Source organism: Nodosilinea sp. AN01ver1, assembly GCF_050565655.1.
Lineage (GTDB): Bacteria > Cyanobacteriota > Cyanobacteriia > Phormidesmidales > Phormidesmidaceae > Nodosilinea.
This window is the reverse complement of sequence record NZ_JBNXVS010000011.1, coordinates 40,136-62,216: the sequence shown is the minus strand read 5'-3', so window position 1 is coordinate 62,216 and position 22,081 is coordinate 40,136. Positions and strand designations below refer to the sequence as shown.

14 protein-coding genes are annotated in these 22,081 nt (G+C 60.3%); 6 read left to right on the top strand and 8 right to left on the bottom strand.

Annotated elements, in window-relative coordinates:
- Positions 1-103 precede the first annotated feature (103 nt).
- Positions 104-4,102, bottom strand: a complete 3,999-nt coding sequence (locus ACQ4N7_RS11290; protein WP_430711704.1) for a magnesium chelatase subunit H — start codon at positions 4,100-4,102, stop codon at positions 104-106.
- A gap of 450 nt (positions 4,103-4,552) precedes the next feature.
- Between ACQ4N7_RS11290 and ACQ4N7_RS11285 the strand changes: the two genes are divergently transcribed.
- Positions 4,553-5,218: a DUF305 domain-containing protein gene (locus ACQ4N7_RS11285; protein ID WP_430711703.1), complete on the top strand. Its 666-nt coding sequence runs from the start codon at positions 4,553-4,555 to the stop codon at positions 5,216-5,218.
- An 87-nt stretch (positions 5,219-5,305) separates the two neighbouring features.
- On the opposite strand, the gene ACQ4N7_RS11280 is transcribed toward ACQ4N7_RS11285, so the two are convergent.
- Entirely contained in the window at positions 5,306-5,722 is a 417-nt protein-coding gene (locus ACQ4N7_RS11280) for a tetratricopeptide repeat protein (RefSeq protein WP_430711702.1), read from the bottom strand.
- A gap of 126 nt (positions 5,723-5,848) precedes the next feature.
- A complete protein-coding gene (locus ACQ4N7_RS11275) occupies positions 5,849-6,205 on the bottom strand; it encodes a HesB/IscA family protein (protein ID WP_106869245.1) in 357 nt (118 codons plus the stop codon).
- Positions 6,206-6,615: 410 nt separating this feature from the next.
- Between ACQ4N7_RS11275 and ACQ4N7_RS11270 the strand changes: the two genes are divergently transcribed.
- From ACQ4N7_RS11270 to ACQ4N7_RS11255, 4 genes are all read left to right on the top strand, one after another.
- Entirely contained in the window at positions 6,616-8,298 is a 1,683-nt protein-coding gene (locus tag ACQ4N7_RS11270; protein WP_430711701.1) for a DUF6930 domain-containing protein, read from the top strand.
- A 138-nt stretch (positions 8,299-8,436) separates the two neighbouring features.
- Complete coding sequence (locus ACQ4N7_RS11265) at positions 8,437-8,829, top strand: VOC family protein (RefSeq protein ID WP_430711700.1); 393 nt, start codon at positions 8,437-8,439, stop codon at positions 8,827-8,829.
- Positions 8,830-8,912: 83 nt separating this feature from the next.
- Positions 8,913-10,067, top strand: a complete 1,155-nt coding sequence (locus ACQ4N7_RS11260) for a hypothetical protein (protein WP_430711699.1) — start codon at positions 8,913-8,915, stop codon at positions 10,065-10,067.
- A gap of 170 nt (positions 10,068-10,237) precedes the next feature.
- On the top strand, positions 10,238-11,950 hold the full coding sequence (locus ACQ4N7_RS11255; protein ID WP_430711698.1) for an alpha/beta hydrolase: 1,713 nt from the start codon (positions 10,238-10,240) through the stop codon (positions 11,948-11,950).
- A gap of 39 nt (positions 11,951-11,989) precedes the next feature.
- Here ACQ4N7_RS11255 and lexA read toward each other — a convergent pair whose 3' ends face one another.
- From lexA to ACQ4N7_RS11235, 4 genes are all read right to left on the bottom strand, one after another.
- Positions 11,990-12,613, bottom strand: a complete 624-nt coding sequence (gene lexA / locus ACQ4N7_RS11250; RefSeq protein ID WP_430711697.1) for a transcriptional repressor LexA — start codon at positions 12,611-12,613, stop codon at positions 11,990-11,992.
- A 173-nt stretch (positions 12,614-12,786) separates the two neighbouring features.
- The gene (locus ACQ4N7_RS11245; protein WP_430711696.1) at positions 12,787-13,671 is read right to left on the bottom strand and encodes a hypothetical protein; all 885 of its coding nucleotides are present in this window, start codon (positions 13,669-13,671) and stop codon (positions 12,787-12,789) included.
- A 62-nt stretch (positions 13,672-13,733) separates the two neighbouring features.
- Positions 13,734-14,375: a hypothetical protein gene (locus ACQ4N7_RS11240; RefSeq protein WP_430711695.1), complete on the bottom strand. Its 642-nt coding sequence runs from the start codon at positions 14,373-14,375 to the stop codon at positions 13,734-13,736.
- Between the two features lie 264 nt (positions 14,376-14,639).
- Positions 14,640-15,119 (bottom strand): hypothetical protein, encoded by a 480-nt coding sequence (locus ACQ4N7_RS11235; protein WP_430711694.1) that lies wholly within the window; start codon positions 15,117-15,119, stop codon positions 14,640-14,642.
- A 212-nt stretch (positions 15,120-15,331) separates the two neighbouring features.
- Here ACQ4N7_RS11235 and ACQ4N7_RS11230 point away from each other — a divergent pair, with 212 nt between their 5' ends.
- Positions 15,332-20,425, top strand: coding sequence for a translocation/assembly module TamB domain-containing protein (locus tag ACQ4N7_RS11230; protein WP_430711693.1), 5,094 nt, complete (start codon positions 15,332-15,334; stop codon positions 20,423-20,425).
- 117 nt (positions 20,426-20,542) lie between these two features.
- On the opposite strand, the gene ACQ4N7_RS11225 is transcribed toward ACQ4N7_RS11230, so the two are convergent.
- Entirely contained in the window at positions 20,543-21,976 is a 1,434-nt protein-coding gene (locus tag ACQ4N7_RS11225) for a hypothetical protein (protein ID WP_430711692.1), read from the bottom strand.
- Positions 21,977-22,081 lie beyond the last annotated feature (105 nt).

Genomic DNA, 22,081 nt, shown 5'->3' with positions numbered 1-22,081 from the left:
AATTTAGACGTCCTATCCCTTAAAAACTAAAGGGCAAGTAAAAAAGCCAGGATTCTCTAAAAATCCTGGCTTTGCAAACATTGGATTAGCTCAACAGTAGAGACTACTCTACCCCTTCAATGCGGTCTTCAACTTCCTGGTACAGCTCTTGCAGCTTCTCCAGGTTTTCGTCGCTGGTTTCCCAGTAGCCGCGCCCGTTCACCTCCAGCAGGGTCGAAACCATACGGCGGAAGGAGTTGGGGTTGAGATCCATCAGGCGCTTGCACATCTCCGGGTCTTGAATGAAGGTGGTGTTGACATCTTCGTAGACCCAGTTATCGACCGCGCCAGCGGTAGCCGACCAGCCCATGGTGTTGACCAGGCGCTTCGACAGCTCGCGCACGCCCTCGTAGCCGTGGGAGAGCATGCCCTCGTACCACTTGGGGTTGAGCATCTTGGTGCGGGCGTCGAGCCGAACGGTTTCTGACAGGGTGCGCACCTGGGCGTTGGCGGTGGTGGTGTCGGCAATGTAGGCTGCCGGGGCTTTGCCGTCTTCGCGCAGGCTGGCCACCAGTTTGGTGGGGTCTGAGTCGAAGTAGTGCGACACGTCGGTGAGGGAGATCTCCGACGAATCCAGGTTTTGGAAGGTGGCCTCGGCAGTTTTGAGGGCCGACTCAAACAGGCCCCGGTTGCTGTCCATGACGCCGGGGTTATCGGAGTTGAAGGCAAAGGACTTGCGCTTCAGGTACATCTCCTGGAGTTCGGCCTCGTTCTCCCAGGTGCTGTTCTCCACCGCCAGGTTGATGTTGGAGGAGTAGGAGCCGGAGGCATTGGAGAAGATGCGAGTGGCGGCTTCGCGCACCGAAAGCCCCATCTCCGCCGCCTGCTCCAGGGCGTGCTTGCGCACAAAGTTCATCTCCAACGGCTCGTCGGCTTCAGCGGCCATTTTGACGGCGCGATCCAACAACGCCATCTGGTTGATGAACAGATCGCGGAACACCCCAGAGCAGTTGACCACGATGTCGATGCGGGGGCGACCCAGCTCTTCGAGGGACAGCAGCTCCAGCTTGTTCACCCGGCCCAGGGAATCGGGCACGGGCTTGACACCCACAAACCACATCATCTGGGCAAGGGATTCGCCGTAGGTCTTGATGTTGTCGGTGCCCCAAAGCACGGTGGCAATGGTTTCGGGGTAGGCCCCGCCGTTTTCCTGCCGCTGGCGCTCTAGCAACCTATCCACCACGATTTTGGCCGACTGCACCGCAGCGGTGGTGGGGATGGACTGGGGATCGAGGGCGTGGATGTTTTTGCCCGTGGGCAGTACGTCGGGGTTGCGAATCGGGTCGCCGCCGGGGCCGGGCAGCACGTATTCGCCTTCGAGGGCCTGGAGCAGGCCACCCAGTTCGTTGTCGGCGCAGACCTGCTCCAGGCAGAACTCCAGGTACTCCATTAGGGGCTTGATGGCCTCACCATCCACGTTTTTGTAGCCCGCCTCGTGGAGAGCGCGAATCCAGGGTTCTTTGCGGCCAATATTGAGGAAGTTGAGCCGCGACACCATAGAGACGCGCCCTTCGGCGTCGATCTGCTCGTGGACGAGGGCGGAGACGGCGGCACGAACACCCTGGTTGATGTCGTAGAGGAGTTGGACATCAGCGAGGTGGCCGCGATCGCTGTTCCCGTAGATCTCATCAATATCGCGACCCAGGCTCTCGGCGATGATCCGCTGCAGGCTCTTGATGCCGTCTTCTTCGCGATCGAGGCTGCCGATGTTGACCAGCGTTGCGATCGCCTCTTCAGCCGTGGGCGGCTTGCCCACCACGTGCAGACCGCAGGGCAGCAGCCGCGACTCAATCTCCATCAGCTTGATGTAGATTTTGCCCACCAGATTGTCGCGTTCCTCGTTGGAAAGCTCCCCGGTATCACCCTCGGGCAGCGCCACATCCCGATCGAGGTTGCAGACCCGCGCCGTTTCGATGATCGCGTTGACGATCTGCACCGCTCGACCGCTCTCCTTGTTGCCCTGGTAGGAGCCGATCAGCTCGCTGAGTTCCTTCAGCCCCTTGTACAGGCCCGCGTTTTCGGCGGGGGGGGTGAGGTAGCTGATGGTTTCGGCGTAGCCCCGGCGCTTGGCGATTGTGGCCTCGGAAGGATTATTCGCCGCGTAGTAATACAGGTTGGGGATGCTGCCGATCAGGTTGTCGGGGTAGCAGGTGCCCGACATGCCCATCTGCTTACCGGGCATAAACTCCAGCGAGCCGTGGGTGCCAAAGTGCAGCACCGCGTCGGCACCCCAAATTTTGTTCAAAAAGGTGTAGTAAGCGGCGAAGCCGTGGTGGGGGCTGGCGGAGCGGGAGAACAGCAGCCGCATCGGGTCGCCCTCGTAGCCAAAGGTGGGCTGCACGCCGATGAACACATTGCCAAAGGCCTTGCCGTAGACCAGCATGTTCTCGCCGTCGGTGTTGAGGTTGCCCGGCGGTGGCCCCCAGTTTTCTTCGAGTCGTTCGGCGTAGGGGGTGAGGGCCTGGTACTCGCGCACCGGCATGCGGTAGGCGATGTTGAGTTCGGGGCTGCTGTACTGGGCCTGGGCGTCGTGGATGACTTCCTGCAGCAGAGCTTCGGGCGACTCGGGCAGATCCTGCACGTCGTAGCCGTTCTGCTTCATCGCCTCCAGCACTTTGTAAATGGAGCCGAACACATCCAGGTAGGCGGCGGTGCCCACATTGCCCTTGTCGGGGGGGAAGCTGAACACGGTGATGGCCAGCTTTTTGTCGAGCTTGGGCTTGCGGCGCAGATTGGCCCACTTCATCGCCCGCTGGGTGATCGATTCGATCCGATCCTGTAGGGAGATAGCGCGGCCAGTTAATCCGTCGCGACCTGAGAGCACAATTGGCTCGATCGCCCCATCCAGCTCGGGGATCGCCATCTGTAGCGCCACCTGGATCGGGTGCAGGCCCAGGTCGCTGTCTTCCCACTCCTCGGTGGTTTGGAAGACCAGGGGCAGCGCCACCATGTAGGGGCGGTTGAGCCGCTTCAGGGTTTCGATCGCCTTGGGGTGATCCTGCCGGGCGGGGCCACCCACCAGGGCAAAGCCAGTGAGGGAAACCACGGCATCGACGATCGCTCGATCCCTATCCACCGGGTCAAAGAAGAAGGCATCGACGGGTTTGGAGAAATCGAGCCCGCCCGCAAACACGGGGATCACCTTCGCGCCCAGGTACTCAAACTCCTGCACCATGGCCACGTAGTGGGCCTCGTCGCCCGTCACCAGGTGGGTGCGCTGGAGCACCAGGCCAATGGTAGGAGCCAGAGGATCTCTGAGATCTTCAGAAATGTCGCGGCGGGAGCTGTGCCAGTTGAGGTACTCCTTGATGTCCTCAAACATCTGCGGGGCCATGGGGTGCCAGATGCCCATGTCGGGGTAGGTGACGGGCTCCTGGTAGTCGAGGCTTTCGGTCTGGGGCGCACCCTCGATCTGGCTGTCGGTGATCACGTAGCGATCGGCCAGCATGAGAAAGAAGTTTTCCAGGTTCTCGGGCGACCCGCCCAGCCAGTACTGGAAGCTGAGCATGAAGTTGCGGGCATCCTGGGCCTTTTCCACCGGCAGGTACTTGAGCACCGTGGGCAGCGTGCGCAGCAGCTTCAGCATGGCGTCTTGGAAGCCTGCGCCCGACTTCTCCTTCCGCTTTTTCATAAAGGAGGCAATCATGCTCTTCGACTGGCCCAGCTGGGCCATCGAGAAGCTGCCCATTTTGTTGAGGCGCATCACCTGGGGCATAGAGGGGAAGCAGACGGCCACGTCGAGCTGGTCGCGCACGGGGGCGACGGCCTCGACCACCTTATCGGCCAGGTCTTCAATAAAGATGAGCGAGGCGATAAACACGTTGGCCTCGGCGACATCTTGCTTAAATGCTGCGTAGTTGTTGGCGTCGCGCAGTTCTTCGATCAGGTAGCCGTTGACTTCGAAGGCCACTTGAGAGTTGCTAGCGTTGATCGACCGAATGGCGGCAGACAGAGAGCTCTGGTATTGAGGCTCTAGAACCACATAGACCACCTTAACCAGACGCCGCCCGTTCAGATCGTCGGGGGCAATGTGGCGCACAGTGGGCTTGACGTGGGTGAACATGCAGTAAAACTCCTTTCGCGGCTAAGGCTGGGGTAGTGAAAGGCCGTGAGGGCAGGATCAGCAGCACTGACCAGAACGCACCACAGGCAAACTCTAGGGATTGTATAGGAAATATTTCGTAACGAAAGCAAAATCAAGTATGTCTTTCATGTTTGTATCAGAAAACCTTGCCAGATAAGGATTAGGGCGATCAGGTGACACAATTTGAAATAAACCTGGCTCGGCTTTGTTAACAAAATTTACAGTAAGGCGCGATCGCCCCTCTCATTCTCGTAACAAAAACTTAATAATATGATTGCGTCACTATTCTGTCGGCTGTGACTCTTTAAGCTCAAGATTTGCCTGCTGAGATGACAATCTAAACCTCTCGCCAAAGGCGATCGCATCCCTTGACGCTCTAGTCCACTAGAGTGTGTACCCTAGATGGGTAACACGGTTTGGATACTGACTATGCGCCTCAATCGCTCTCTAGCTACGGTTTTTGCCCTTGCTGCGCTGGTGCCGCTGACGGCTTGCGGCAGCAGCACAATGGACGCTATGCACACCGGTCACTCAGCCGGAGACGTGGCCGACAGCGACAGCATGCACGTCGACCACAGTGCAGGGCACCAGATGGATCTTGGCCCCGCCGATGCCACCTACGATCTGCGCTTTATCGACGGCATGATTCCCCACCACGAGGGGGCGCTGGTGATGGCCGAAGCAGCCCTGGCCCACTCGCAGCGGCCTGAAATTCGCCAGCTGGCCGAAAACATTATCGCGGCTCAGCAGGTCGAAATTGCTCAAATGCAGGAATGGCGGGCGGCCTGGTACCCCGATGCCCCTACTGTGCCCATGATGTACCACGCCGAAATGAACCACGACATGCCCATGAGCGAAGACATGCTTGCCGCCATGCGCATGGATATAGATCTGGGTAAGGCCGATGACGAGTTTGATCAGCGCTTTATCGACGCCATGATTCCTCACCATGAGGGGGCGGTGAAGATGGCGGAGGATTTGAGGGTCAAGACCACTCGCCCCGAACTGCTGACCTTAGCCGACGAAATTATCGCTTCCCAACAGGCCGAAATCGACCAGATGAAGCAGTGGCGACAGTCCTGGTACGGGCAGTAGTTGAGAGTGAGAAACCGGGTTTCTGCTGCGCTAGTTCACTGCTAGCCAGCGATCGCAACCAAGAAACCCGGTTTCTGCGGCACCACCCTACTCCAGCCACTGCTTGACGCGGGCCAGACTCTTCCAGTCGGGTTTGCGGGTGAGACCGTCGTCGATGCTGTCCATGACTTCTTTTTTGAGATCGTCGGCGACAGTCATCACCTGCCCGGCAATTTCAACATGCTCGCGCACGCCGGGCTTACCGGCATCGAGCATGGCTACCGCCAAATTGACCCGGCCCTGAGGGTCTTGGGGGTTGAGCTTGACGGCTTTTTGGGCGGCTTTGAGGCCGGCGTTGGGCTTGTCGGTGAGCAGGTAGAGCCAGGCCAGGCAGGCCCAGGCAGCCGCACTCTTAGGGGCGCGATCGCACACCTCTTTGAACACCGGAATTAGCTCAGCCGGGTCTTCGCCTTTTTTGTAGCGCTCGATGCCCTCATCAAACAGGGCTTCTACGGTTTGAGTCATGGTCGATCAATGTCATGGCCGAGATCTAGCTAACCACGAATGGTCGCTAGACGGGATACGAATGGGGAAGAGGGTCTGCGATCTACGGCGAACCGTGCACCATACACCGCGCACCGCAAACCGCAACTACGCCCCGAAGGATTTGCCGCAGCCGCAGGTTTGCACCGCATTGGGATTGGTGAACTGAAAGCCACCGCCAATCAGCGCGTCGCTGTAGTCGAGCATGAGGCCGTAGAGGTACAGCAGGCTCTTTTTATCGCAGATCACGCGAAAGCCGTCGTAGTCGTAGACTTCGTCGTGTTCGTTAATGTTGGCCGGGTCTTCAAAATCCATGGTGTAGGACATGCCAGAACAGCCCCCCTGGCGCACCCCCACCCGCAGGCAAAGCTCTTTGTTGCCCTGCTGCTGCTGAAGTGCCTGGACGTGCCGCAGGGCCGTCTCTGACATTAAGATTCCTCGGGTTTGTTCAGTGGCTTGGGCCATTGCAACCTTGTAGTTTTAGTGCGACAACATACCCTCATGATAAGCAGACTCGCCCCTAACCAGAGCAGGACCGCCCAAATTGTTTTGAAATCTAACACTTTCGCCGTCTGGGCTTAGTCGTTATCGCCCAGAATTTCTATAGTTTATAGCAGCCGTTGAGGACTTTGCCGAACCAGCGAATGGCCCTCAAACCGCTAATCCTCGGGTCAAGGATCGTCACGTCGAACCTGCGATCGCCTAAAAGCCCACGGGCAACGCAGGCGTTTGGCGATTAAACTTGTCTATGCTGACCACAGCTGCGCTCTAGCGTTAGCCAACTCCCCAAAGTCAGTCGGCAACAGCTCACCGCCTGTTTCTACTATTCTGGTTTCGCGACCCCTGTTTTACTACGACCTGGTTACCCTTAGCCCATGACCCGACTGAACCGCATCACCCTAGATCGCCTGAAGCGGCTGCCTCGCGTGGCCAGCGTGTGGGAGGGCGATCGCCGTTCGGTGGGCGGATTGATGGATGACGAGGGCGGCCTCAGACAGCGCCATACCGAAAGCAGCGACTGTATTCTCTGGGTCGATAGCAGCCACGGCGCGGTGCGGGGGCTGACCATTGTGCCCACCACCTGCGGCTACGAGCCTGTGGTGCGCACGCTGCTGCAGGCGATCGAGTCGCCCCAGGGCAACCTGGCCCCGGCCAGGCCGCAAAAGATTGTGGTCAGCGATCGCGAGATTCAGTTTTACCTGCGCGGTGCCCTGCAAGGGCTCGACATTGCGATCGACTACGCCCCCGAGCTCCCCCTGATCGACGAGCTGTTCAACGCCCTGCAGCAGTCCGCCGAGATGACCGAGGCCGAGCTGCCCCCCCGCTACGCCGAGGCCATGATTGACAAGGCGATGGAAATCTGGGAGCTGGCCCCCTGGAATAGTCTCAATGAGCAGCAGGTGCTGGCGGTCGAACTCAACGCCTGGGATATCGACACCCTCTACGTGTCGATGCTGGGCATGGGCGGCGTGGAGTACGGCCTGCTGATGTATCGCTCGCTCGACTCGCTAAAGCAGTTTCGCCAGCGGGTGCTGATGGGGCAGCAGTCGCCCAAGCAAATGCAGGAAGCGTTCTTAGAGCAGGACTGCCTGTTTCTCAACTTTGAACTGTTTGACGATGAACCCTTTGATACCGGGTTTCAGCCTGCGAGCTGGCTCGGGACGGCTCCAGAGGCTGTGCAGCCCGACTTTGGCAGCATTCACCCCCTGGAGGGCATGCGCAGCCAGCTGGCCGACGAAGAGGGGGCAACTTTTTTGGTGGCGATGGAGGCCATTGGGCGCTTTGTCACCCGCTACCGCGCCCAGCTCGAAAAGCCCTCCCTCAAAGCCCTCAAAAGCAGCTACAAAATTCCTAATCCGCAGAAAAATAGCGGCGGGTCGGTGCTGAAAGTGACCGTGCAAACCCTGCCTGAGGTCACGGAGGAACTGGCCGCCGAAACCGACGAGGCCCTGGACGAAGCGATCGGCCCCACCGGCCTGGTCAACTTTCCGGTGCTGCGCGACGACTACGTGCCCGAAGGGGCCATCATCATCCTCACTCAGTTTCAGCGGCAGATGCTCGACGCCCTGCACCGCGACCCCACCGTGACGTTTCATGCCCAGGAGTGGCCAAAGGCTCTGAATGGGGCCGCTGCTGCTTCCGATTTGCCGGTGGTGCTGATTCAAACCTCGCGGCCCAAGGCCAAGATCCTAATTCAGCAGCTGCAGCAGGCCCAGGGCGTGCGGGCGGTGTGCTTTAACCCCGGCAGCGACCCCTTTAGCGGCGAGGCCTTTGAGCTGGGTCTGCTGCAGACCGGCGATAGCGAACTGCATCTGTTTGCTGAGTACGAAACCAACGGCAGCGCCGATCGCCACCTGCTGGAGCGCTGGAACCAGTGGCAAAGCGACTGCAGCGGGGCCTGCGCCGTGGTCATTGCCAGCGGCATTACCGGCAACAGCAAGGGCAACCCTGGGGTAAAAGACATTTTGGCGGTCTTTGAGGCTCGCTGTAAAACGCCCAAAGAGCTGCACCTGCCGCCGCTGATGCTGCAGTATGCGGCGGAGTGGGAGATGGATTAGGGGAGTGGATGGGTGGATGGGTAAGTGGGTGGATGGGTGGATGGGTGAGTGAGTGAATGGGTGGATGGCAGCGTAGGGTGGGCAATGCCCACCATCACACCTTGTCCATAAATCGATCGCCTAGTGGCAGAGATTGCTTTGACAAACGGCTCCCTGAATTGCACCAGTGCCTTCATTACCCTGGCCAGTGAACGGTTTGAAGATTTAGTCGCCTTTTACGGTGCCCTGCTGGGTCAGGGGGCAGAGCTTTACCAGCGCGATCGCTATGCTGAGTTTCGGCTACCGGGGCTGCGGCTGGCGATTTTTAGGCCCAGGGCTGACCAGGCCGATCGCTTTAAGGCCTCTACCAGCGGGGCGATGAGCCTGTGTCTGGAGGTGGTGGATCTGACGGCGGCGATCGCGCACCTGACCAATCTTGGCTATCCGCCTCCCGGTCCGGTGCTGACGGCTTCCCACGGTCGCGAGGTCTACGTCTGCGACCCCGACGGCAATCGCCTGATTTTGCACCAGAGTTCTACCCTAAGATTTTGAGGAAACGTGGCAGTATTGAGAGGGATAGGCCCCCAGGGGCTGTTCCGCAGCGTATCGGCAGCCGTGGCTAGGTGGGCTAACCCATGAGACCCCAAGACCCCAACTTTCCTCCCGAAATTCCGCCCATTCCGCCCCCGCGTGACTCCGGTGGGGCAGAGGATGAACCCACGCTATCGCCGCCAGCGACTGGGTCTGAAGCGGCTGGGGAAGCCGTTGACGCAACCGATGGGGCTGTGGTTAGGGGGGATGGAGACGCGCCTGGCGAGCTGGAGCCGATAGTGGACTACCGCACCTCAGGCAAGGCGAGGGGTGGCCCTGGGCGCGAGCCTGAGGCCCAAAGCGGCGTTGGCGCAGCCTCTCCGCAGGAGAATCGCCCCGACACCTCCAACGCTGAGCCCTGGACCGACAGCGACCTGCAGGATGTGGAAGATCCGCTGCCGGTGCCAACGCCTGAGCCCGAGCCCACCTACATCGACCGGGGCCGCCGACCCGACCCGGCTACCAGCGGCCAACCCCCGCGCCCGATCGCCCCAGCCGAAGATGTTTGGGCCGATACCGGCATTCCCTACCAGCCAAAAGAACTGGGTGTGGTCGATCAACTGCTGCTGGTGCTGGCCGACGGCGTCAGGCTGTGGAAGAAAGGCTTGCGGTGGGTGCGATCGCAGCTGCCCCCCGACCTGCAGCGCCAGCTCTCCGACGGCGTGCTCACCGCCATTGCCCTGGGTCTGCTGATGCTGTTTTTGGCCCTGTGGAACCCGCTGGGCGCGGGTCGGGGCGACCAGGTAGCCGCAGAGCCCGGTACTGCGGCAGAAGCACCGGCCTCACCGATTGAACCCTACTTCCCTGAAGAGCCAGCGGTGGATTCAGGCTTGGACTCGGCGGCTGAACCCGCGCCTGTGGTCGAACCCACCCCCGAGCAAAACCTGATTGCCGACATTCAAAGCCGGGTCAGCCGCATCAGCCGCTCCTATGGGGCGGGGCTGATTCAGTCGGTAGAGGTGAACCTGCCGGAGAATACGCTAGACGTGAACGTGGCCGAAGCCTGGTACGGCCTGCTGGCCACCCAGCAAAACGAGATTGCCCAAGATATCTTTGCCCAGGCCCAGGGGCTCAACTTTGGTACCCTGCAGCTGCGCGACCCCGAGGGCCTGGTGGTGGCTCGTAACCCGGTGGTCGGCCCAAATATGGTGGTTTTGCACCGGCTGCGGTCGTTAGATGCCGACTGGCGGACTCAGTAGATGAGTGGATGGGTGGATGGGTGGGTGATGGTCCCTGAGCGGAGTCGAAGGGGGTGGGCGTGTTCTAGTCCCTTTCTCTCTACAGGAGATGCTAGCGCGTTGGCGAAGCTTGTCCACAGGACAAACGACTTCGTTCAGGGAGCGGAGGGGAAATTTTTTAGGGTGATGGTATGACCTGGCAAGGGGTAGGGCGGCAGGCACTGGCACTGGGCGGACTCAGTCTGGGAGCGACGCTGCTGGTGGGGCTGCCGGTACAGGCGGCGGAGGCGATTTTTTTTCGCTACGGTCTGGCTGAGCGATCGGTGAGCACGCGATCGCTGGAGACGCTGGTTGAAACCGGGCAGCTCACTGACGACCTGGCCTCCTATGTCAATCTGGTTGGTCTCACCGAGGCCGAGGTTGAGCAGCTGCGCCAAAACCTCGATCGCCCCCTGGAGGTCGATGGGGTGCTGCTGTCGCGCTTTCTCTACAGCAACCTGGGCGAAGAGCTGCTGGAGCAGGTGGGGGCCATTCTGCAAACGCGGGTGGGCGACAACGGCAAGCTGGCCCTGCGGGCGGCGCTGATTCAGGCGGCTACTTCGCCGGAGGGGCTGTCGGCCATTAACGTGGTGCGATCGCTGCCCACCGACATGCAGATCAACGTCAGGGATGCTCTGGCTGTGGCCGACGCCGTGGAGGGCGTTGTCAAAGCCACCAACGACTCCATCATTCAGCTGGCCGAGCTAACGACCCAGGCGTCGGCTCAAGAGTCGCCCATCGACTACGCCAATCTAGCCGACCTCACGGCTCCCGGCCCGGCCCAGGTGCAGATTCAGCGCTTCAACCTGACCGATACCCAGCGCCAGCGCCAGCTCTATATGGATGTGGTGCGCCCGCGTCAGTGGCGCGGACAGGCCCCGGTGATGGTGTTTTCCCACGGGCTATCGTCTAGCCCTGAGGCGCGGCACCAGTGGGCTAGCCACCTGGCGTCTCACGGCATTGTGGTGGTGCTGCCGCAGCACCCCGGCAGCGACACCCAGCAGGTAGCTGAGTTTCAGATGGGCCTGAGCGCTAACGTGTTTGAGCTACAAGAATTTATCGATCGCCCCCTCGACATTACCTTTGTGCTCGACGAGCTGGAGCGGCTTAACTCCACCGAGTTTGACGGTCGCCTCAACCTGGAGCAGGTCGGTGTGGGGGGCCACTCATTTGGGGGCTACACAGCGCTGGCCGTAGCCGGGGCCGAGCTTAACTTCGACTACCTGCAGGAGGTGTGCAGCCGCAGTTTTATCTATCTCAATACATCGCTGCTGCTGCAGTGTCAGGCGCTAGAGCTGCCCCGGCAGCCCTACAGCTTTCGCGACCCGCGCATTAACTCAGTGCTGCTGGTCAACCCGGTCAACAGCAGTGTCTTTGGGCCTGAGGGGTTGGCGGCGGTCAAGGTCCCAGTCATGGTGATCGCGGGCAGCCACGACCCCGCAACTCCGGCAGTGTTTGAGCAGTTTCGCACCTTTCCCTGGTACACCACCGAGAGCCGATCGCTGGCGCTAATCGAAGGACAGGCCCACGTAGACCTCTCCGCCCTCGACGCTGGGCTGTCAAACCTTCTGCTCTCTCTGCCGGGGCTAACCCTGGCCGCTCCCGAAGTGGTTGACCGCTACCTGAATGCCCTGAGTCTGGCCTTTGTGGGGCGCTACGTGGCTCGCCGCCCCGAGTACAGCCTCTACCTGCGATCGGGCTACGCCGCATATCTTAGCCAGAACGAGCCTTTTAAACTGTTTATGGTGAATGCGGGCATCGAAGTTGACCAGGAGCTAGTGGAACCCTTGGAGAATCAGCTCCAAGAGCTGGTTTTACCCAACGGTTCATCGCCAGTTCCAGCTGTCGAGCAACCGGGAGAGTAGTCAAGGCAGGGCGATCGCCGCCAATCCGCCATCAACAACTCAGGCAGGCGCTACCGCCAACCACAACCCATTATCATCGCGATGATGCCCCACCATGACGCCCTGCACACCGACCTGAGACCGCTCTAGGGTGCGAGTCGGGTGAGCCAAGTTGGCGGGTTCGAGCGTGACCTGGTTGTCGCCTTCGCTGTAGTAAACGCGCTTGAGAGTAGTCCCTTCGCCCTCAATCCAAATCACACTAATCCGACCGTGGGAAATGGCCCAAGCATCCTCAGTAAGCTGCATGACGACGATGTCGCCATCAAAAATTTGAGCATCCACCATGCTATCGCCACTGATTTTTAGAGCATAGTCACCCTCTTTATAACGCTTGCCCTCCAAGCGCACCTGCTCAAATCTTTCGGGATGCTCAGTGAGATAGCCTGCTTGAACGACGCCCTTTAATGGCAGTTCAAAAGATGTGATGCGAATAGCCCTTGCCTTACCGTACTGCTTCTCGATGTATCCCTTTTTTTCTAATCTGGCTAGCAAACTTTGAACCAAAGATCTGGAAGAAATTTTCAGATCCTCCTCAATTTCGCGAATGGTTGGATAAAACCCATTAAGAGCGTGCCATCGTCTCAGGCAATCGTAGACCAAACGTTCTGAGCAACAGAGACTCATAGCCAAAACCAAAGTAGTTCATTTGTATTAATTTACCACTCGGTAGTGGATGTATCAATAGGTCCATCTGTACGGAGAGCGCGTGATTCAAAAAGCCCGGTTGAGACAACTCAACCGGGCCTATGGGCTAATGCATTGCTGTGGTCAATCGCCGGGGCAAACCACAGGCAGGGCTAAATCTCGGCGACGGCACGCTCGATCAGGCGGCGGGCCAGGGTTTGGGTGCCGGTGTGCTCGTAGTACTTCACCGACATGTCGAGAAACGCGCCCAGGTAGTCGAGCTTGCTCTTAGAGCCTTCGATAAAGCCGCCCAGGTTATCGACCAGTTTGCTCTGGGTAACGTTGTGGTCGCTGACAAAGCGATCCATCCAGCCCTTGGTCGACTCAAAGCTCTCGGTGATGAAAGAGAGTTTGGCCTTGTCGTTACCGCCCGGAATTTCGGCCTTGACCCCCTTAAAGGTCTGGTTGTCGTCGAGATCGCTCGGCCCCATGCCCTTGATAGCACTAAGTGCCTTGCTCGAAAAGTCGGCCCCCAGGGGAATGATGCCGTCGAAGCTGACCAGCGCCGCCATCCGCACCAGCGACTCACTGCTGTAGTCGCCCAGGGCGGCGAGAAAGTCGCCCAGGCTGTCGCCGGGGATGCCGCTGATTTTGCAGAAGGCCACCACTTCGGTCACTAGCTTAACGGCCAGGTCGATAGTCTGAGCTTTTTCGGGCTTGGGGGAAAGGTTTTTAAGAAAGCCCAAAAAGGTATCCTGGCCGATGCGGTTGGCCAGCGCCGCCGCCCCCAGCAAGCCCGAGGCCGAATCGACGGTGTGGTAGAGCCAGAGGGCGCTCTGGTAGCCCTGCTTTTTGTCGTTAAAAAGGGCGATCGCGCGTTCGCCGATCGCCTGCACCATCGCCTCGTCGGTTTCGCCGGTCACGGTTTTGATCGTGTTGTCAAAGCCCACCAGGTTATTCCACTGGCCAGGGACAAAGGTATCGAGGGTTTTAAGCGCCCGCACGGTCAGGCCCCCGGTGGGGAGCTTGTCCACAATTTCGTAGATTTTTTTGCTCACAATTTACTCCTTATGTCTGCCCTAGGATCTGCTGTTGCCGTCATTGCTGCTGTGCCGACTCGCTAGGAGGCGGGTTGCAGAGTGGGATCGAGGCGCGGTAGCTTCACCCTGGGCAGCTTAAAGCCATCCTTAGGGCGGGCGGCGGTGGGGGCTTCGGGCAGGGCCACCGTGGGTTTGGTAACAGGGTTAATCGCCCCTTTGAGCTGAGCTAACCCTTCAAGGTCAAACTTTTGTAGCCAGGCCACCCGGTCTTCTCTAGTAAAGGCAGGGTCGCGGGAGAGCACCTTGACCTGGTAGCGGTCATTCACCAGTACCCCAGTGGCGGTAGTGCCCTGGTCTACCGCTGGAAAGCCGCTAACGGCTTCGGTGGCGGCGCTGTACTTCTCAGCCGAGCCCGGAATACTGGTGGTATCGCTGATGGTGAGCATGGCCAGGGTCTTGCCGTCCTGTTCGAGCTTGTACTCGGCGAAGCCCTTCTTCTCCTGATAGGGAATCACCTTATAGCCGTCCTGCTCGTCGGGAAAGAAGGCGTTGAAGGTACCGCCCTTTTCGGCTTTTTTATCGACCGCTGCCGGGGAACCAAAACCAGTGGTGTCTTTTTGCACCTGGTCGTACTTGGAGGGGCCGGACGAACAGGCGGTGACCAGCAACACCAGACAGACCATCAGGGGCGCTAGTCGCCGCAACCAGCGGGTAAAACTCATAACACTCTCCTTCACAGGCAAATTTGTAAGCAAACGATGACACGAGCCGGGGAATTGCCACGGTCTAGGTTGAGACCCTAATCTCGACCGTGGCACAGAAACATAAAGCTTTCGTAAGCAGCCATTATCCTTTACAGAATAGTAATCAAACGTAAGCGTCCCTGATTCTATGCTGACCGAGCGCAGGCCGGTGGCTGAGCGCAGGCCGGCGGCTGAGCGCAGTCGAAGCCCATGCACCGCAGCGTTCCAGGCCCTACAGCTAGCCTAAATTCCCAGGGCTGCTTTGAACTTGGCCAGGGCGGCGGCTTCCGATGCGCTGACTTTGTTGCTGCCCGTCCCAAATAGCCCTTCGCCAGCGGCTTCGGCCACGGCGGTACCACAGTCGTAGATGAACTGCTTATACTCGGCCACCTCGGCATCGCTGGCTTTGCCCGCCACCACGGCCAGGGCGGCATTGATGTCTGCGATCGCCTGATCGATCATGGCCCCAGACTTGACGTCTTCGGGCTTGATATCGGGCTTATCAAGCTTGAGGTCGCGACTCTTGAGGGTGGCCTCTGAAAAAGCCGCCTGAATCACGGAGTTGGTGGGGTACTTTTCGGCGGCCCCGGCAATTTGCTTTGACATGGCCGCTGCCTCGATCGCCGTAGACACAATGCCCATATCGACCATGGCCACCGAAAGCCCGGTCATCATTGGGGCTTTGACCAGGGTTTGCAGCTCTGTGGGAGTGTAGTTGCTCATGACTTACCTCAGGGAAACGAAAGGGTGTGCATCAACTCCTTAGCAGTCTAAAGGCTAAGCCACACCGCTAAGAAATCCATAAGGACGCGCCACAGAGACTCCGAGGCGTCAAGTCCCCCTAGGGGGGCTTGCTTACAGCGCTAATCCTCTGTAGGGTCTATATGACTTTCGGCCAGGGCCTATCCCCATCAGCCCTCAGATTGAGGATTTCTATGACTCAGCCCAGCAGTCCGCCCCCGAACCCGGATCCGCGCCAGCGCCAGATTTTGCCGGTTCTGCTCAAGGTCGGTGCAGGCCTGGGGGGGCTAGCCCTGATAGGCAGCGCGGCGGTACTGGTCTGGGGCGATGAGTTGCTGAACGATCGCCTGATTCCCTGGGTCGAGTCCGCCCTGGAAGAAAGCCTCGATCGACCCTTTGAGCTGGGCAATTTTGAGCGGCTGACCTGGAACGGGGTGCGCCTGGGGCCATCCCGGCTGCCTCCCACCGAGGCGGTGGCCACCGGGGCAACGGCGGAGGCGGTCGATGTTACCTTTAGCTGGCCCGACCTGCTGTTTAGCCGCACCCTGCGCTACAGCCTGACCTTCATTGAACCCGATATTGCCCTGGTGCAGGCGGCGGATGGCCGCTGGGTTGACCTCACCCTGCCCGACCCGGAAGAAGACAAAACCCGTGGCCCCATCGAGCTAGAGCTGGTAGAGATCCGGGCTCGGGACGGGCGCGCCTCTGTGTTTAGAGATTTGTCCCGCGACCAGGCGGTGGTCGAGGCCAAGGCCATTTTAATCACCGACCTGAACGCCAGCGCTGAGTTTATCAGCCCCGCCGAGCAAGACCTGCAGGAGATTTTATTTGAGGCCAGTGGCCGCATTGACGAGGGCGAGTTTGCCGTCGATGGGGAATGGCTGCTGCCGGAGCGGGCCTACAATATCGCCCTGCAGTCCAACAATTTGCCCACTGAAGGGTTTAACCTGTTTCTGCCGCCGTCGGTCGGCATTGTCGGCGGCACCCTGGACAGCAATTTGACGCTGGAGCTGCGATCGCAATCCGAGAGCTTTCTCACCGAGGCTCGGGGCACCGCCCGCCTGCGCAACGGCGAGGTGCTGGTGGCCCAGCTGCCCGCCCCCATTACCGATATCGACGCGGCGCTGCGCTTTCGGGGCGAGCAGGTGATGGTAGACAGGGCGCAGCTGCAATTGGGCAATGAAATTCCCCTGACCGCCGCTGGCACGCTCGACCTGGACGAAGGCTACGACCTGGCGGTTGAGATTCCGGCGGTGGCGATCGCCACCGTGACCGACCTGCTGGAGGTCGATCTCCCCATTGCAGCGGCGGGCGAGTTTGGCTTTGACGGCACCCTGACCGGCGACATTGACCAGCCCCAGCTGGCCGGACAGCTGCAAAACCAGGGCCTGGTACAGCTCGACGAGGTCACCCTCGAAACCCTGACCGCCAGCTTTACCGCCACGCCCCAGCAGGTCGACCTGCAAACCCTGCGACTGGTGCCCGTCGAGGGGGGCTTTGTTACCGGAACGGGCCAGGTCGATTTAGACGCCGAGGGCAGCCCCGCCTTTGACGTTGACCTCCAGGCCGACCTGCCGGGAGATGCTCTGGCCAGCAAGTATGGGCTGTCGCTGCCCAACCAGGCGGTCCTGGGCTCGGTTCTGGCCGAGGGCAATATCCAGGGCACATTCGAAAACCCGCTGGCGACGCTGCAGTTTCGGCTGCCCCAGGCCACCTACCCCGGCAGCGGCGAGCTGACCTACCGCAACAACACCCTGGTAGTTGACAACGCCCGGTTCCAGGTCGAGCAGGGCACCGTGGACGCGATCGCTACCGCCCGCCTCGATCGCGGCACCTGGACGGCCCAGATCAACACCACCGATCTGCCGGTGAATCGGTTCACCGACCGGGTGCAGGGGCTGCTGACCGCCGACCTGACCGCCGCTGGCCGCCTGGACAATCTATCGCTGGCCGCGCTACAGGCTAGCGGCACGGCCCAGATCGCCAATGCCCGGCTCACCACCTCCCCCGGTGCCCCCTCTCTTCTGGAGCCGGGCGACTGGACGACTGCCTTTCGCTGGGCGGGCAACGGCATTCAGGTGGAGCGGTTTTCGGCCCCTGGGGTTTCAGCCAGCGGGTTTGTGGCAACCAACTTTGGCGAGGCCAACCCGATTGGCCCGGTCGATTTAGATGTGCAGGTGAATCGCTATCGGCTCAGTCGCCTGGCTCAGCTAGCGCCAGCAGCGGTGCGCGATCGCCTCGACCCGTCGGGTTTGCTCAGCTTTGACGGCCAGCTGCGCGGCCCGCTCACCAACCTGCGCCTGGTCGGCAATGCCCAGGTGAACGACCTGGCCCTAGATACTACAGCCTTTGAGTCTCAGCTGTCGGGGCCAGTGAATATTGCTCTGGCCGAAGGGGGCACGATCGCGCTGCGGGGCGGGCAAGACCAGATTCTCGCCACCCTGGATGAGGATTTGCGGCCCAGCCAGTTCGACATTCGCCTGGGCGACACCGTTGCCGTGGGCCGGGTAGTCAACCAGCAGCTCACCGCCACCGTCGAAAACGTCCCCATTGATGCCTTTGGAGTCGCCCCCGTCGCCAATCTCGGCCCCCTGGGCGGCACCCTCAACGGCACTATCACCGCTGACCTGAGCGACTTAGACAACCTCTCGGTACAGGGCACCGCCAGCATTCTCAACCCCGCTCTCGATACCCTGGTCGCCGAGAGCTTAGAGGCCCAGTTTACCTACGACGATGGCCGCGTCGAGCTGGCCAATGCCGCCCTGGTCTTTGACGACAGCCGCTACCTGATCAGCGGGTGGCTAGACGATCTGGGCACCCCCACCCCCGAGTACTACGCTCAGATCGACATCGTATCGGGCAATTTTCAGGACCTGCTGGCCACTCTCAACTGGGAAACCTTTGCCGACATCGGCCTGCCCCGCGAGGCCGACACCGGGTTTGGGGCCGAGGTGCTCGACTTAAATGACGCCAGCTTACCTCCGGCTCCTTTTCTGGAGCAGCTGGAGGCCTTTGCCCTGTTTTTGGTCCGCTACGAAGAGCAGACCGACGACACCGAGCTGGCCCTACCCGCCCTGGCCGACCTGCGGGGGACGTTTAGCGGTACCGTCACCCTGCAGGGCGATGGTTTCTCCGCTGAAGCCCTTGAGGCTGAGGCCGATATTCAGGGCCAAAACTGGACCTGGGGCAACCTGATTACCTGCGACTTGGCGGGGGCAGCGGGCGCAGAAGAGCCGAGTGCCGTGGTCGAAACGATTGAGTTTGGCGAACCCCTCGACGCGGCGGGTGAATCGGGCGACCTGTGCAACCGCTTTACCCTGGCGGCCAGCTACGACCAGGGCAGCTTCGCCATCGACCCGCTGCTGTTTGAGGCCGACGACACGCGCCTTAGCTTTGTGGGCGACGGCAGCCCGCAAAATCTCAGCGGTCAGCTAGAGGCGAGCGGGGTGCCGGTGGAGCTGGCGGAGCTGTTTGTCGATATTCCAGTGGAGGCCGACGGCGACCTGGCGCTGACGGCTACCCTCGACGGCAGCTTGGCGAACCCAACCGCCGTCGGAGAGCTGGCAGTGGTCAATCCCAGCCTAAACGAACAACCCCTGGAGTCGGTAGCCTTTGACTTTGCCTACAACAACGCCCGACTGAGCTTTGACGGGGCGGCTGTGGTGGCTGCCCCAGCCGAAGTCACCGTTGAGGGAGAGATTCCTTACGCCCTGCCGTTTATGGACGTTGAGCCGGAGAGCGAGCAAATTAGCGTGCTGGTGAATCTAGAGGACGAGGGCCTGGAGCTGCTGAATGTAGTCACCGACGAGCGGCTGGGCTGGCAGGGTGGGCAGGGCCAGGTTAGCCTGCAAATTGGCGGTACTCTAGACGATCCGGCAGTGGCGGGACAGGCCGAGTTTCAGAATGGCACGCTGGTCAGTACGGAACTTTCAGAGCCGGTAACTGACCTGACCGGACGCATTCGCTTCAACCTTGAGCAGGTGCTGGTTGAGCAGCTACAGGCCAACTACGGCGGCGGCGAGATTGTGGTGACGGGGCGCTTGCCCGTTGGGGCACCTACTACCGCTCTGACGGCGACGAAGCAAGCGCCTGCGGCAGAGGGGCTGGCTGTTGCCCTCAACCAGGTCGAGGTTGACTACGAAGGTTTTGTGGAAGCGGAGCTGGACGGTAGCCTCTTGGTGGGCGGATCGTTGCTGAACCCGATTGTTACCGGGGCGGTGCAGGTGGGCGATGGCGTGCTGAGAGCTAACGACCTGCTGGGGCGGTTTGACTCTGTAGCAGAGGCCGATCTAGAGGTGCCGGAAGACGAGGAGGCAGAGCTGCTGGTCGCAGAACCACTGCCTGAGTATGTGGAGGAGTACCGAGCTGAGATCGACGGGTTTGACCTGCCAGAGGTAGATGAGGCCAGTCTGGATGGTCCCTTGAGCCGGGTCAGGCTGAGCGGCCTGAACCTGAACCTGAGCAATGATCTGGCGATTGTGGGGCAGCCTTTTTACTACATCACCGCTACGGGCAGTCTTGAGGTCAACGGTACGCTGACCGACCTGCGGCCCAGCGGGGTGATCACCCTCGATCGCGGCTGGATTAACCTGTTCTCGACCCAGTTTCGCCTGGTGCAGGATGCCGAAAATACCGCCACGTTTTTCCCCGAAGACGGGCTTGATCCATTCTTAGACGTACAGATGCGGGCCAGGGTACAGGATACTGACGTGGCCCAAATCACCGAGCTAAACCCGTTTAACAGCGCCGAAATTACCGATCCATCGGGCATTGCGGCCTTTGGCGAAGTGGAGTTTGTCTCGGTTTTTGCCACCGCCTATGGCTACGTCAGCGACCTGCAGGATAGCGCCACCCCCGGTCAGGCGGGCGAGCTGCTGACGCTGACCAGTCGCCCCTCCCGCAGCCAGGAAGATCTGCTCGCCCTGCTGGGCAGCAGCGTGGTCACCAATGTCTATGGCGCATCTTTAACGCAGCTGGCCGGGTTTGTGGGGGCAGGGTCGATCGCTACCTTTGGCGATCGCATTGCCGATGCCGTTGGCCTGCGAACGTTCAGCATCTTTCCGACCACCGACACGGCCACCGAAAGCACCGTGGGCATTGGCATTGGGGTCGAGGCCTCCTTTGCCCTGGGCGAAGACGCCAGTGTGGACGTGTTGGAAATTCTCAACAACAGCAAACCGCCTCAGTATGGGTTGTCGTACCAGCTGACCGACCAGATTCGGGCCAGAGGCACCACTAACTTTGCCGGAGACAACATTTTCACGGTTGAGTATGAGTCGCGGTTTTAGTCGGTGGTTGTGTCGGTTAGGGCCGCCAAAGCAGAAATAAGCCTACTTTTCAGGAAACTTGAAACCCTGACCGAGCTGTCATTTTGAACTTTGCATTTTGAACTCCGCGCGGCGGTACTAAGGCAGCCAATCAACGGCGTAGCGATCGCCCCGCTCAGCCAAAAACATCTCCAGCTGGTGCAGGGTCAGCGGTTCCGGCAGAGGATTTTTCCCCGGCAGCTGCTTCAAGTCGAGGTAGTGGCGAATGATCGAGGCATTGTCGCGCGGATAGCGGCGCTCATTCACTCCTAAAAACTGGCCCCGCCGCTGAGCCAGAGCGAGAATTTGCGATCGCCACTGGTCGATGGAGGCGATACCCAGGGAGTTGAGCCCGTTGGAAAACAGGGTGAGAAAAATATCGTTGTAGGGCCGGCTGGCTTTGAGATCGCGCCGCAGCAAATCGAGGGAGGTTTGGTCGTTAAATACCGTCCAGTAGGGCACCAGGCCCAGGCGCAAACTCCACCAGGGCTGCAGGTAGGTAAACGACTCGACCAGCAGGCGATCGCTGGGTATGCCCCGCTGGTCGTACCACCAGCGATAGAGGTCTGCCACCAGCGGGCTGAGCGCCTGCGGATCGTCGAACACGATGCGCTGTACATTGAGGCCGTGCTCTTCGGCAAAGGCCATGACATCGTCGCGCAGGGCGGGTTCAAATCCCCACTCAGCCTCGGGCCAGTCGCCATTGGCAGGGGGGCTGTGCCAGTGGCGATGCTCAGACCCCTGCCGCCGCAAAAAATCGGCCACCCTGGGGCTGCCCTCGATGTATTCGGCGCGGTGAATGCCGCCCTTGCCGCCGACCTGAAAAAAATGGCGATCGCTGACCTGAGTCGCGGGCCAGCTGTAGTTGCACTCCACCAGAAACAGGGTGCCCCCCGGCATCAGATTTTGCTTTAAAAACTGTCGGTAGGTCGCTCCCAACCGCCTGCGCTTGAGCCGAAAGTAGGCCACCCGCCCCACCTTGAGGCGGTCCTGGTTGGGGTCGTGCATCTGGTAAACCGACAGGTCTGGATTTTTGTCCAGCAGCCGCTGCACCCGGTCTTTGGCCCACTCCATCACCTGCTTGGGGTCGTCTTTGTCGCCCGAGTGGCGGGTACAGACCAGCAGGGTTTGGGGCAGCCAGGGCATCCCTAGGGCTGCGCACAAATGACTGGCCGCCCCGTTTGATGAGCCGATCATGACCGCCGGATATTGCCGCTGGGGATACAGGTTAACGGCCCATTCTGCCAGGGTTTCGGCCTGCACCCGCTCCAGCACTTTGGGTGCCGACGCATCGAGCCAGCCCAAAGTAGTAACGATGGAAGCGCGCCACCGATCGGGCAGACAGCCCAGGGCATCGGCCAGCTGCGCCGCGAATCGGGGGACTGGACCGCCAGCGGGCAGGTCTTTGCCTGTGAGGTAGCGCGCGATCGCCTCCAGCTCTTGGGTGGCCGAGTCTAGCCCAATCACGTACTGGGGTTGCATTCCGCGAGCAGCCAGCAGTCTATTGACGACCCGATAGGGAGAAAGAGGCACGAGTTAGCTCAGGGTAAAGAAAAATGTTTGCCCTATTCAACCGCAGCCGGGGCTGTGCCTCCATCTAGCTATGGGCAGAAGGGCGCGAGCAGGTTGTGAATTCTC

Excerpts from the sequence above, each read along its gene's own strand:
- ACQ4N7_RS11290 (WP_430711704.1), bottom strand. The coding sequence starts at position 4,102 with ATGTTCACCCACGTCAAGCCCACTGTGCGCCACATTGCCCCCGACGAT.
- ACQ4N7_RS11285 (WP_430711703.1), top strand. The coding sequence starts at position 4,553 with ATGCGCCTCAATCGCTCTCTAGCTACGGTTTTTGCCCTTGCTGCGCTG.
- ACQ4N7_RS11280 (WP_430711702.1), bottom strand. The coding sequence starts at position 5,722 with ATGACTCAAACCGTAGAAGCCCTGTTTGATGAGGGCATCGAGCGCTAC.
- ACQ4N7_RS11275 (WP_106869245.1), bottom strand. The coding sequence starts at position 6,205 with ATGGCCCAAGCCACTGAACAAACCCGAGGAATCTTAATGTCAGAGACG.
- ACQ4N7_RS11270 (WP_430711701.1), top strand. The coding sequence starts at position 6,616 with ATGACCCGACTGAACCGCATCACCCTAGATCGCCTGAAGCGGCTGCCT.
- ACQ4N7_RS11260 (WP_430711699.1), top strand. The coding sequence starts at position 8,913 with ATGAGACCCCAAGACCCCAACTTTCCTCCCGAAATTCCGCCCATTCCG.
- ACQ4N7_RS11255 (WP_430711698.1), top strand. The coding sequence starts at position 10,238 with ATGACCTGGCAAGGGGTAGGGCGGCAGGCACTGGCACTGGGCGGACTC.
- lexA (WP_430711697.1), bottom strand. The coding sequence starts at position 12,613 with ATGAGTCTCTGTTGCTCAGAACGTTTGGTCTACGATTGCCTGAGACGA.
- ACQ4N7_RS11240 (WP_430711695.1), bottom strand. The coding sequence starts at position 14,375 with ATGAGTTTTACCCGCTGGTTGCGGCGACTAGCGCCCCTGATGGTCTGT.
- ACQ4N7_RS11235 (WP_430711694.1), bottom strand. The coding sequence starts at position 15,119 with ATGAGCAACTACACTCCCACAGAGCTGCAAACCCTGGTCAAAGCCCCA.
- ACQ4N7_RS11230 (WP_430711693.1), top strand. The coding sequence starts at position 15,332 with ATGACTCAGCCCAGCAGTCCGCCCCCGAACCCGGATCCGCGCCAGCGC.